At 49.5% G+C, this 12,243-nt stretch carries 9 protein-coding genes; 6 read left to right on the forward strand and 3 right to left on the reverse strand.

Going from position 1 to position 12,243, the window contains the following annotated elements; genetic code table 11:
* Nucleotides 1-145: 145 nt before the first annotated feature.
* From dmsA to ACLJTG_RS19260, 5 genes are all read left to right on the forward strand, one after another.
* Nucleotides 146-2,590 carry a dimethylsulfoxide reductase subunit A gene (gene dmsA / locus ACLJTG_RS19240; RefSeq protein ID WP_000850262.1) on the forward strand — a complete coding sequence of 815 codons (2,445 nt, stop codon included), beginning with the start codon at nucleotides 146-148 and terminating at the stop codon, nucleotides 2,588-2,590.
* Nucleotides 2,591-2,600: 10 nt separating this feature from the next.
* Nucleotides 2,601-3,218: a dimethylsulfoxide reductase iron-sulfur subunit DmsB gene (gene dmsB / locus ACLJTG_RS19245; protein ID WP_000213069.1), complete on the forward strand. Its 618-nt coding sequence runs from the start codon at nucleotides 2,601-2,603 to the stop codon at nucleotides 3,216-3,218.
* Between the two features lies 1 nt (nucleotide 3,219).
* Complete coding sequence (locus ACLJTG_RS19250; protein WP_000534681.1) at nucleotides 3,220-4,083, forward strand: dimethyl sulfoxide reductase anchor subunit family protein; 864 nt, start codon at nucleotides 3,220-3,222, stop codon at nucleotides 4,081-4,083.
* 350 nt (nucleotides 4,084-4,433) lie between these two features.
* On the forward strand, nucleotides 4,434-5,582 hold the full coding sequence (locus tag ACLJTG_RS19255; RefSeq protein ID WP_000109271.1) for an MFS transporter: 1,149 nt from the start codon (nucleotides 4,434-4,436) through the stop codon (nucleotides 5,580-5,582).
* Nucleotides 5,583-5,799: 217 nt separating this feature from the next.
* Nucleotides 5,800-7,221 (forward strand): APC family permease, encoded by a 1,422-nt coding sequence (locus ACLJTG_RS19260; RefSeq protein WP_001134268.1) that lies wholly within the window; start codon nucleotides 5,800-5,802, stop codon nucleotides 7,219-7,221.
* A gap of 291 nt (nucleotides 7,222-7,512) precedes the next feature.
* Here ACLJTG_RS19260 and pflA read toward each other — a convergent pair whose 3' ends face one another.
* Complete coding sequence (pflA, locus tag ACLJTG_RS19265; protein ID WP_000067973.1) at nucleotides 7,513-8,310, reverse strand: pyruvate formate lyase 1-activating protein; 798 nt, start codon at nucleotides 8,308-8,310, stop codon at nucleotides 7,513-7,515.
* Nucleotides 8,311-8,428: 118 nt separating this feature from the next.
* A complete protein-coding gene (locus ACLJTG_RS19270) occupies nucleotides 8,429-8,755 on the reverse strand; it encodes a hypothetical protein (protein ID WP_010989001.1) in 327 nt (108 codons plus the stop codon).
* A 130-nt stretch (nucleotides 8,756-8,885) separates the two neighbouring features.
* Between ACLJTG_RS19270 and sopD2 the strand changes: the two genes are divergently transcribed.
* Nucleotides 8,886-9,845, forward strand: a complete 960-nt coding sequence (sopD2, locus tag ACLJTG_RS19275; protein WP_021000120.1) for an SPI-2 type III secretion system effector SopD2 — start codon at nucleotides 8,886-8,888, stop codon at nucleotides 9,843-9,845.
* A 75-nt stretch (nucleotides 9,846-9,920) separates the two neighbouring features.
* Here sopD2 and pflB read toward each other — a convergent pair whose 3' ends face one another.
* Nucleotides 9,921-12,203: a formate C-acetyltransferase gene (gene pflB / locus ACLJTG_RS19280; protein ID WP_001292799.1), complete on the reverse strand. Its 2,283-nt coding sequence runs from the start codon at nucleotides 12,201-12,203 to the stop codon at nucleotides 9,921-9,923.
* Nucleotides 12,204-12,243: the final 40 nt, after the last annotated feature.

Raw genomic sequence — 12,243 nt, forward strand, 5'->3', positions numbered from 1 at the left:
ATACTGATTTCGAATGAAGGTCAGTTTTTAACACTATTTTTCTATTTTTTCGATATATATCAGACTTTATAGCGAAGTTGTCGCTATATAAAATTCTATACATCGTTTTATTGTTTTTTTATTGTGAGCAGCAGAGTGAGCCCTTATGAAAACTAAGATCCCTGATGCCGTGCTGGCAGCCGAGGTGAGCCGTCGTGGTTTAGTCAAAACCACCGCGATAGGCGGCCTGGCGATGGCCAGTAGCGCATTTACCCTGCCATTTACCCGCATCGCTAACGCCGCAGAGGCGATAAGCCCGACGAAAACCGACGAGAAAGTCGTCTGGAGCGCCTGTACGGTAAACTGTGGCAGCCGTTGTCCGCTACGTATGCATGTTGTGGATGGCGAAATCAAATATGTAGAAACGGATAATACCGGAAACGATGATTACGATGGCTTGCATCAGGTTCGCGCCTGCCTGCGCGGTCGTTCTATGCGTCGTCGCGTCTATAACCCGGATCGGCTCAAGTATCCGATGAAGCGCGTCGGCGCGCGCGGCGAAGGTAAATTTGAGCGTATTAGCTGGGACGAAGCCTACGATATCATTGCCACCAATATGCAGCGTCTTATCAAAGAGTATGGCAACGAGTCCATTTATCTGAACTATGGCACGGGTACGCTGGGCGGCACTTTGACACGTTCATGGCCGCCAGGAAAAACGCTGGTCGCTCGTCTGATGAACTGCTGTGGCGGTTATCTGAACCACTACGGTGATTACTCTTCCGCGCAAATCGCAGCGGGTCTGAATTACACCTATGGCGGCTGGGCGGATGGCAATAGTCCATCCGACATTGAAAACAGTAAGCTGGTGGTGTTGTTTGGTAATAACCCTGGCGAAACCCGCATGAGCGGGGGCGGTGTAACCTATTATCTTGAACAGGCGCGGCAGAAATCAAACGCGCGGATGATCATTATCGACCCTCGTTACACCGACACTGGCGCTGGTCGCGAAGATGAGTGGATTCCGATTCGTCCAGGTACCGATGCGGCGCTGGTCAATGGTCTGGCATATGTCTTAATCACCGAGAACATGGTCGATCAGCCGTTCCTGGATAAATATTGCGTCGGTTATGACGAAAAAACCTTGCCTGCCAGCGCGCCGAAAAACGGTCACTACAAAGCCTATATTCTGGGCCAGGGTAAAGACGGTATCGCGAAGACGCCGGAGTGGGCGGCGCAAATTACCGGTATCCCGGCGGATCGCATTATTAAGCTGGCGCGAGAAATCGGCAGCGCTAAACCCGCCTATATTTGCCAGGGGTGGGGGCCACAACGTCATGCTAATGGAGAAATCGCCACGCGCGCCATCTCGATGCTGGCGATCCTGACGGGTAATGTTGGGATTAACGGCGGTAACAGCGGCGCGCGCGAAGGGTCTTATGCCCTGCCATTTGAACGTATGCCCACGTTAGAAAACCCGGTTGAAACCAGCATCTCCATGTTTATGTGGACCGATGCCATTGAACGCGGCCCGGAAATGACGGCGCTGCGTGATGGCGTGCGGGGTAAAGATAAGCTGGACGTGCCGATCAAAATGATCTGGAACTATGCTGGCAACTGTTTGATTAACCAGCACTCTGAGATTAACCGCACCCACGAAATCCTGCAGGATGACAAGAAATGCGAAATGATCGTCGTTATCGACTGTCATATGACTTCGTCGGCAAAATACGCCGATATTCTGTTACCGGATTGCACTGCTTCTGAGCAGATGGACTTTGCGCTGGATGCCTCCTGCGGAAACATGTCTTACGTTATCTTCACTGACCAGGCAATTAAACCGCGCTTCGAGTGTAAGACGATTTATGAGATGACCAGCGAACTGGCGAAACGTCTTGGCGTGGAACAACAGTTTACCGAAGGACGGACGCAAGAAGAGTGGATGCGTCATCTGTACGAACAGTCGCGTAAATCCATTCCGAATCTGCCCACCTTTGAGGAGTTCCGTAAGCAAGGCATCTTCAAACAGCGCGACCCCGAAGGCCACCATGTCGCCTATAAAGACTTCCGCGAAGATCCGCAAGCGAATCCACTTACAACGCCATCGGGCAAGATTGAAATCTATTCACAGGCGTTGGCGGATATCGCCGCTACCTGGGAGCTGCCGGAAGGCGACGTGATCGATCCATTACCGATCTACACGCCAGGTTTTGAAAACTATAACGATCCGCTAACGGATAAATTCCCGCTGCAGTTGACGGGTTTCCACTATAAAGCGCGTGTGCATTCCACTTATGGCAACGTAGACGTACTGAAAGCCGCCTGTCGCCAGGAAATGTGGATTAACCCAATGGATGCGCAGAAACGCGGTATCAACAATGGTGATAAAGTCCGCATCTTCAACGATCGCGGCGAAGTACACATCGAGGCTAAAGTGACGCCGCGCATGATGCCGGGCGTGGTCGCCCTGGGAGAAGGCGCATGGTATGACCCGGATGCAAAACGCGTGGATCAGGGCGGATGTATTAACGTACTGACGACCCAACGTCCTTCTCCGCTGGCGAAGGGGAACCCGTCACATACGAACCTCGTTCAGGTTGAAAAGGCGTAAGGAGTAACCGATGACAACCCAGTATGGATTTTTTATTGATTCCAGCCGTTGCACCGGTTGCAAAACCTGCGAACTGGCCTGCAAGGACTACAAAGATTTGACCCCGGATGTCAGCTTCCGCCGCATTTATGAGTATGCGGGTGGCGACTGGCAGGAGGATAACGGCGTCTGGCACCAGAACGTCTTTGCCTACTATCTCTCCATCTCCTGTAACCACTGCGAAGACCCGGCCTGTACCAAAGTCTGTCCGAGCGGCGCGATGCACAAGCGCGATGACGGTTTTGTGGTGGTGAACGAAGAGGTCTGTATCGGCTGCCGCTACTGCCACATGGCCTGCCCGTACGGCGCGCCGCAGTACAACGCGGCCAAAGGTCATATGACCAAGTGCGACGGCTGTTATGACCGGGTGGCGGAAGGCAAAAAGCCGATCTGCGTCGAATCCTGCCCGCTGCGGGCGCTGGATTTCGGCCCGATAGACGAACTGCGCAAAAAACACGGTGAGCTGGCTGCCGTCGCGCCGTTGCCGCGCGCGCATTTCACGAAGCCGAATATTGTGATTAAACCCAACGCCAACAGCCGCCCGACCGGGGACACCACCGGTTATCTGGCCAATCCGAAGGAGGTATAAGATGGGAAGTGGATGGCATGAATGGCCGTTGATGATCTTCACGGTCTTTGGTCAGTGCGTGGCCGGTGGTTTTATTGTTCTGGCTCTGGCGCTGATGAAGGGCGACCTGCGCGCGGAAACGCAGCAGCGGGTGATCGCCTGTATGTTTGGTCTGTGGGTGCTGATGGGGATTGGCTTTATCGCCTCGATGCTGCATCTGGGCTCGCCGATGCGCGCGTTTAACTCGCTTAACCGCGTGGGTGCTTCCGCACTGAGCAATGAAATTGCCAGCGGCTCGGTGTTTTTTGCGGTCGGCGGGATTGGCTGGCTGCTGGCGGTACTGAAAAAGCTGCCGCCGGCACTGCGCACACTCTGGCTGATTATCACGATGGTACTGGGCGTCGTCTTCGTCTGGATGATGGTACGCGTCTATAACAGCATCGATACAGTACCGACCTGGTATAGCGTCTGGACGCCGCTGGGCTTCTTCCTGACGCTCTTTATGGGTGGCCCGCTACTGGGTTATCTGCTGCTGCGCATCGCAGGCGTGAACGGTTGGGCGATGCGTCTGTTGCCTGCGGTTTCGGTGCTGGCGCTGGTGGTTATTGCCATTATGGTGGCCATGCAGGGCGCGGAACTGGCGACGATTCACAGTTCCATTCAGCAGGCGTCTGCTCTGGTGCCGGATTATGGTTCGCTGATGGCCTGGCGTATGGTGCTGCTTGCGGCGGCGTTGTGCTGCTGGATTGTGCCACAGTTAAAAGGGTATCAACCTGCGGTACCGTTGCTCTCTGTCGCCTTCATTCTGATGCTGGCGGGGGAATTGATTGGCCGCGGCGTATTCTATGGGCTGCATATGACCGTGGGCATGGCGGTAGCCAGCTAACGCGTTGACGCGCATTCGGCCTGCAGAACGTGCAGGCCGAATACGCCTTTAGCCGCCCATCAATCTAAGGAATATAACCGGGGCGTAGAAGGCGCATATAAATCCATAGAGAAGAAAACGAAGCTAAAGGAACCATGAAATTTTTCGACTGAACAAAACGCCGATTTTGCGGGTTAGATCAATAAAAACAAGGGGATGAATTTTTAGCCTTTCAATATATTCACGCGCAGAATAAGTAAATCAAATCGATAGTCTCAAAACTTGCGGATCGCCCATGCGGAGCCGATTGACAATGTTTTTGGCGATGGCATGATGCGCATGAAATTTGAACTTCCTCACGGTTTTTATTCATGTCCACCTATACCCGTCCCGTCATGCTTTTGCTGTGCGGGCTACTTTTGTTGACCCTGGCCATTGCGGTACTGAATACGCTTGTGCCGCTGTGGCTTGCTCAGGCAAACCTTCCGACCTGGCAGGTGGGGATGGTCAGCTCGTCTTATTTTACCGGCAATCTGGTCGGGACGTTATTTACCGGGTATTTAATTAAACGCATTGGGTTTAACCGTAGCTATTATCTTGCCTCGCTGATCTTCGCCGCGGGTTGTGTCGGATTGGGGGTGATGGTGGGGTTCTGGAGCTGGATGAGCTGGCGTTTTATTGCCGGCATCGGCTGCGCCATGATTTGGGTGGTTGTCGAAAGCGCGTTGATGTGCAGCGGAACCTCGCATAATCGCGGGCGCCTGCTGGCTGCCTATATGATGGTCTATTACATGGGGACCTTTCTTGGACAATTATTGGTCAGTAAAGTATCTGGTGAATTGCTGCACGTCCTTCCCTGGGTGACCGGAATGATTCTGGCGGGAATTCTGCCGCTACTCTTTACCCGAATTGTAAATCAGCAAACGCAGGCACGTCATTCCTCTTCTATTAGCGCCATGCTGAAGCTACGCCAGGCGCGTCTTGGCGTGAATGGTTGTATTATTTCCGGCATTGTTCTTGGTTCATTATATGGCCTGATGCCGTTATATCTGAAGCATCAGGGGATGGCTAACGCCAGCATCGGTTTCTGGATGGCGGTGCTGGTGAGTGCCGGTATTTTGGGGCAATGGCCAATGGGACGTCTGGCGGACAAATTTGGTCGCTTGCTGGTGTTACGCGTACAGGTATTCGTTGTCATACTCGGCAGTATTGCCATGTTAACCCAGGCGGCGATGGCGCCAGCTCTGTTTATTCTGGGGGCGGCGGGTTTTACGCTTTATCCCGTTGCAATGGCCTGGGCCTGTGAAAAAGTCGAACACCACCAGCTTGTGGCAATGAACCAGGCGCTGTTGTTAAGTTATACGGTAGGGAGCCTGTTGGGGCCGTCTTTTGCTGCGATGTTAATGCAGAATTATTCAGATAATCTGCTGTTTATTATGATCGCCAGCGTATCGTTTATTTATCTGCTGATGCTGTTACGTAACGCCGGCCAGACGCCTAATCCTGTCGCCCACATCTGACTGTTCTCTGAATCGTATGCAGGACGTGAGTCTTGCATACTCTTTGTTTATGTTTTACGTAAAATAATTGACCTGCATAATTTTCTTGCTTTACTGAAAAATAAAATGTGCCGAAGGTTATAATTTTGCGCTCCTCTATTTTCTCTCTTCGTCTTTACCGCGCATAATCCCCCGCTTCATTTATAGTAATAGCATTGTGTTCACGAAGGATCGCGTTATGCCGAATGTGCAGGAAAAACAGTTGCGATGGTACAACATCGCCCTGATGTCGTTTATTACCGTTTGGGGATTCGGCAATGTTGTCAATAACTATGCTAACCAGGGGTTAGTGGTTGTCTTCTCCTGGGTGTTTATTTTTGCGCTCTATTTTATTCCTTATGCCTTAATCGTGGGGCAACTGGGCTCAACCTTCAAAGAGGGAAAAGGGGGCGTCAGTACCTGGATTAAGCATACGATGGGGCCGGGGTTGGCTTACCTTGCGGCATGGACCTATTGGGTCGTGCATATTCCCTACCTGGCGCAAAAGCCGCAGGCGATACTCATTGCATTGGGATGGGCTTTAAAAGGCGACGGCTCGTTGATAAAAGAATATACCGTCGTTGCCTTGCAGGGGTTGACGCTGGCATTGTTTGTTTTCTTTATGTGGGTTGCTTCCAGGGGGATGAAATCGCTAAAGGTTGTTGGGTCTGTGGCCGGGATTGCCATGTTTATCATGTCAATTTTATATGTTGTGATGGCAGTGACCGCGCCAGCAATTACAAACGTTGAAATTGCGACCACTAACATCACCTGGCAGTCATTTATTCCTCATATCGATTTTACCTATATCACCACCATCTCTATGTTGGTCTTTGCGGTTGGTGGGGCAGAGAAGATCTCGCCTTATGTCAACCAGACGCGGAATCCAGGAAAAGAATTTCCGAAGGGGATGCTCTTTTTAGCCGTCATGGTTGCGGTCTGCGCTATCCTCGGTTCGTTGGCGATGGGAATGATGTTTGATTCCCGGCATATACCTGACGATTTAATGACCAATGGGCAATATTATGCATTCCAGAAATTGGGTGAGTATTACCATATGGGTAATTCATTAATGGTGATTTATGCCATTGCCAATACTCTGGGGCAAATCGCCGCGCTGGTGTTTTCTATTGATGCGCCACTGAAAGTTTTACTGGGTGATGCAGACACTAAATATATCCCGCAGCGCTTATGTCGTACTAACGCTTCAGGTACGCCTGTTAACGGTTATTTGCTGACATTAGTGTTGGTCGCTATCTTGATTATGTTGCCAACGCTTGGCATCGGCGATATGAACAACCTGTACAAATGGCTGCTTAATCTCAACTCAGTTGTTATGCCGCTGCGCTATCTGTGGGTATTTGTCGCCTTTATTGCCGTCATTCGACTGGCGCAAAAGTACAAACCCGAATATGTGTTTATTCGCAACCGGGCGTTGGCGTTAACTGTGGGAATATGGTGTTTTGCCTTCACCGCGTTTGCCTGCCTTACCGGTATTTTCCCCAAAATGGAGGCGTTCACGCCGGAGTGGACATTCCAGCTGACGTTGAACATCGTGACGCCTTTTGTCCTGGTCGGGTTGGGATTAATTTTCCCACTGCTGGCGCGTAGAAACACATAACGACGCTCTTTTCCACGGCGCTCCTGTCAGGCGAGCGCCTTTTAAGGTTACAGGTGCCTGGGTTCCTGGCGGAGACCACGGTATTAACAGGCGCCGGGGCAGCAATAGTTGTCAGACCTTCAACCCAGCAGCAGATAAGCGACTCTGTATTTAATACCTGGTAAGCGCAATATTGTTAACCAGGCCTGTCTGATGGCGGGGTCGGGTATTTTAGCGGTAAGAGCGTTATCCAGACAGCAAAACGGCTACCGTCATGGGTAGCCGTTTAAAAGCGGATAAGATAGCAGGCGATTAATACATCACTTTATGACCATACTGCTCAAGAATACCCTTTACACGCTCCATGGTCTCTTTTTTAGGCGGCTTCACGCCATCCAGTTTATATTCTTCGCCCATTGCCACCCATTTATGTTTGCCCAGCTCATGATAGGGCAGCAGTTCGATTTTTTCGACATTACCCATATCGCGGGTAAACTCGCCCAGGCGATGCGCGGAATCATCGTCGTCAGACCAGCCGGGAACGACAACGTAACGGATCCAGACCTTCACATTTTTCTTTGATAAATACTGCGCGAATTCCAGCGTCCGGTGATTAGAGACACCGACCAGATTCTGGTGGATCTCATCATTCATCTGCTTGAGATCGAGCATCACCAGATCGGTAACGTCCAACAGTTCATCAATCACCGGGTCATAACGGCGCACAAAGCCGTTGGTGTCGAGACAGGTGTGGATACCTTCTTTTTTACAGGCGCGAAACCAGTCGCGTACAAATTCTGCCTGCAAAATGGCCTCGCCGCCGGATGCCGTCACGCCGCCGCCAGAAGCATTCATAAAATGCCGATAGGTCACCACCTCTTTCATTAAGTCTTCAACGGTGATTTCTTTACCGCCATGCGTATCCCATGTGTCGCGGTTATGGCAATACAGGCAGCGCATCAGGCAGCCCTGAAAAAAGGTAATAAAGCGGATGCCTGGGCCATCAACGGTGCCACAGGACTCAAAGGAGTGAATGCGACCAATAACCGGCTTTTTATCAGCAGTTACTGCAACACTTTCATTTGTAATACAATTGGTTAAGTTACTCATATCGCTTCGGCTAGCTCTAAATAACATGGGGTTTATGGACACATTCCGGGCATGTTGAGCACCCTGGTAAGGGGGTTGCATCCTGTAAAAAAGCGGTACTGCGAGCGTAAATTTTGGACTACAGAATGTGTGGCTGTTCCAGAATGTGCTGCAATGGAGCTATTTTACCTCTATTCAGTATAAAATATACGGCAAATCTATGCTGCATAACTCGCACCGCCAGAAATTCTGGCTCATTCATCAGCTCGTAACGCCTCAACCGCAATACATACTGCAAGTGTATCATCCATAGCGCCCTGGTTTTACTGTTTATGATCCGCCTCTTTTTTCGAATGGTTGGCGCCGTTTTGTTGTGGTCAGAACGAAAATAATTCTCAACATAATTCAGATGTGTCCAAAGAACGTTATGCGCTGTCCAGCGCCTGGCGTCGCATTCAACGCGCAATCAGGTGTAAATCTGATGTCATTTCTAAACCCAGGCTGATTCAATCTCTTAAATAGAGTGTGGTTTTAATCAAAAAATGAGAGCAACGGATTGGATCTTGCTTTCGCGGTAAATAATCAAGGGAGTTATTATGCCAGTTACGTTAAGTTTTGGTAATCGTCATAACTATGAAATTAATCATTCACGGCTAGCCCGTTTGATGAGTCCTGATAAAGAAGAAGCGCTATACATGGGGGTATGGGATAGATTTAAGGACTGCTTCAGAACACACAAAAAACAAGAGGTGCTGGAGGTATTATATACACTCATCCATGGATGTGAACGTGAAAATCAAGCTGAACTTAATGTTGATATAACCGGCATGGAGAAGATACATGCCTTTACACAATTAAAAGAATATGCTAATCCATCTCAACAAGACCGCTTTGTTATGCGTTTTGATATGAATCAGACACAAGTTTTATTTGAGATTGATGGCAAGGTTATTGATAAATGTAATTTGCATCGTCTCCTCAATGTTTCAGAAAACTGTATTTTTAAAGTGATGGAAGAAGATGAAGAAGAGTTGTTTCTTAAAATATGTATTAAGTATGGAGAAAAAATTGCTCGCTATCCAGAATTATTAGAAGGATTTGCTAATAAACTTAAAGATGCAGTTAATGAGGATGATGACGTTAAGGATGAAGTTTATAAGCTTATGCGATCTGGAGAAGATCGAAAAATGGAATGTGTTGAATGGAATGGTACTCTTACTGAAGAGGAGAGGAATAAACTACGCTGTCTTCAAATGGGGTCTTTTAATATTACTACCCAATTTTTTAAAATAGGTTACTGGGAATTAGAGGGGGAAGTCCTGTTTGATATGGTTCATCCAACACTTAGCTATCTGCTACAAGCATATAAACCGTCATTGTCATCTGATTTAATAGAAACTAACACCATGCTGTTTTCTGATGTATTAAATAAGGATTATGATGATTATCAAAATAATAAAAGAGAAATTGATGCTATTCTAAGAAAAATATATAGATCACATAATAACACTTTATTTATAAGTGAAAAGTCGAGTTGTCGCAATATGCTTATATAAAAAGTCATTAAAAAGGCCCCACTGATATGGAGCCTTTTTTGTACGCTTTTTATGGCGTAATTTCAGTCAAACCCATTACATGGTCTGCGTGAAGGTACGAGTAATAACGTCCTGCTGCTGTTCTTTCGTCAGGGAGTTAAAACGTACTGCGTAACCAGATACACGGATGGTCAGCTGCGGATATTTTTCCGGATGTTCCATCGCGTCCAGCAGCATTTCACGGTTCATGACGTTGACGTTCAGGTGCTGACCGCCTTCGATGGACGCTTCGTGGTGGAAGTAACCATCCATCAGACCTGCCAGGTTAGTCTTACGAACTTCGTCGTCTTTACCCAGTGCGTTCGGAACGATAGAGAAGGTATAAGAAATACCATCTTTCGCGTAAGCAAACGGCAGTTTAGCAACGGAGGTCAGAGAAGCGACAGCGCCTTTCTGGTCACGACCGTGCATCGGGTTAGCACCTGGTCCGAACGGCGCGCCAGCGCGACGACCATCCGGGGTGTTACCGGTTTTCTTACCATACACAACGTTAGAAGTGATGGTCAGAACAGACTGCGTCGGGATAGCGCCACGGTAGGTGGTCAGTTTCTGAATTTTCTTCATGAAACGTTCTACCAGGTCAACCGCCATGTCATCTACACGAGCGTCGTTGTTACCAAACTGCGGGTATTCGCCTTCGATTTCGAAGTCGATAGCCAGACCATCTTCGTCACGAATCGGTTTAACTTTCGCATATTTGATGGCAGACAGGGAGTCAGCAGCAACGGACAGACCTGCGATACCACACGCCATGGTGCGGATAACGTCACGGTCGTGCAGCGCCATCAGAGAGGCTTCGTAGCTGTACTTGTCGTGCATGTAGTGGATAACGTTCAGCGCGGTGACATACTGTTTAGCCAGCCAGTCCATGAAGTGATCCATGCGATCCATCACTTCGTCGAAGTTCAGAACATCGCCTTTGATCGGTTCGGATTTCGGACCAACCTGCATTTTCAGTTTTTCATCAACGCCGCCGTTGATAGCGTACAGCATGGTTTTCGCCAGGTTTGCACGCGCACCGAAGAACTGCATTTGTTTACCAACGATCATCGGGCTTACGCAGCATGCGATAGCGTAGTCATCGTTGTTGAAGTCCGGACGCATCAGGTCATCGTTCTCGTACTGCAGAGAAGAGGTGTCGATGGAGACTTTAGCGGCGAATTTCTTGAAGTTCAGCGGCAGTTTTTCAGACCACAGAACGGTGATGTTCGGCTCCGGAGACGGCCCCATGGTGTACAGGGTGTTCAGGAAACGGAAGCTGTTTTTGGTGACCAGAGTACGGCCATCAACGCCCATACCGCCGATAGATTCGGTTGCCCAAATCGGGTCGCCGGAGAACAGTTCATCATATTCAGGAGTACGCAGGAAGCGAACCATACGCAGTTTCATGACCAGGTGGTCAATCATTTCCTGTGCGTCTTGCTCGGTGATTTTGCCTGCTTTCAGGTCACGTTCGATGTACGCATCCAGGAAGGTGGATACACGACCGAAGGACATTGCTGCGCCGTTCTGAGATTTAACCGCAGCCAGGTAACCGAAGTAAGTCCACTGGATTGCTTCCTGAGCGTTAGTCGCCGGACCAGAGATATCGCAGCCGTATTTAGCTGCCATTTCTTTGATCTGACCCAGAGCGCGGTGCTGTTCAGCGATTTCTTCACGCAGACGGATAGTCGCTTCCAGATTTACGCCGTTTTCCAGATCGGATTGCAGAGACGTAAACTGCGCGAATTTGTCTTTCATCAGGTAGTCGATACCGTACAGCGCTACGCGACGGTAGTCACCGATGATACGGCCACGGCCATACGCATCCGGCAGACCGGTCAGAACGCCGGATTTACGGCAACGCAGGATGTCCGGAGTATAAACGTCGAATACGCCCTGGTTGTGGGTCTTACGGTATTCGGTGAAGATTTTTTTGATCATTGGGTCCAACTCGCGATTGTACGCTTTGCAGGAACCTTCAACCATTTTGATGCCGCCGAACGGGATAATCGCACGCTTCAGCGGAGCTTCAGTCTGCAGACCAACAATTTTCTCAAGCGCTTTGTTGATGTAGCCAGCGTCGTGAGAAGTGATGGTGGAAGCAACGGAGGTGTCAAAGTCAACAGGCGCGTGAGTGCGGTTTTCCTGTTTAACGCCTTCCATTACGCTGTCCCACAGCTTGGTGGTCGCGTCAGTAGCGCCAGCCAGGAAGGACTCGTCACCCTCATACGGAGTGTAGTTTTTCTGAATGAAGTCACGGACGTTTACTTCATTCTGCCAGTCACCTTTGGTAAAACCTTCCCAGGCTGTGGCTAACTTTTCATTAAGCTCGGACATGTAACACCTACCTTCTTAAGTGGATTTTTTATTTACTGCG

This window comes from Salmonella sp. SAL00672 (genome assembly GCF_046552175.1).
Lineage (GTDB): Bacteria > Pseudomonadota > Gammaproteobacteria > Enterobacterales > Enterobacteriaceae > Salmonella > Salmonella enterica.

Coding starts and splice junctions, on each gene's coding strand:
- dmsA (WP_000850262.1), top strand. CDS start 146: ATGAAAACTAAGATCCCTGATGCCGTGCTGGCAGCCGAGGTGAGCCGT.
- dmsB (WP_000213069.1), top strand. CDS start 2,601: ATGACAACCCAGTATGGATTTTTTATTGATTCCAGCCGTTGCACCGGT.
- ACLJTG_RS19250 (WP_000534681.1), top strand. CDS start 3,220: ATGGGAAGTGGATGGCATGAATGGCCGTTGATGATCTTCACGGTCTTT.
- ACLJTG_RS19255 (WP_000109271.1), top strand. CDS start 4,434: ATGTCCACCTATACCCGTCCCGTCATGCTTTTGCTGTGCGGGCTACTT.
- ACLJTG_RS19260 (WP_001134268.1), top strand. CDS start 5,800: ATGCCGAATGTGCAGGAAAAACAGTTGCGATGGTACAACATCGCCCTG.
- pflA (WP_000067973.1), bottom strand. CDS start 8,310: ATGAGTAACTTAACCAATTGTATTACAAATGAAAGTGTTGCAGTAACT.
- sopD2 (WP_021000120.1), top strand. CDS start 8,886: ATGCCAGTTACGTTAAGTTTTGGTAATCGTCATAACTATGAAATTAAT.
- pflB (WP_001292799.1), bottom strand. CDS start 12,203: ATGTCCGAGCTTAATGAAAAGTTAGCCACAGCCTGGGAAGGTTTTACC.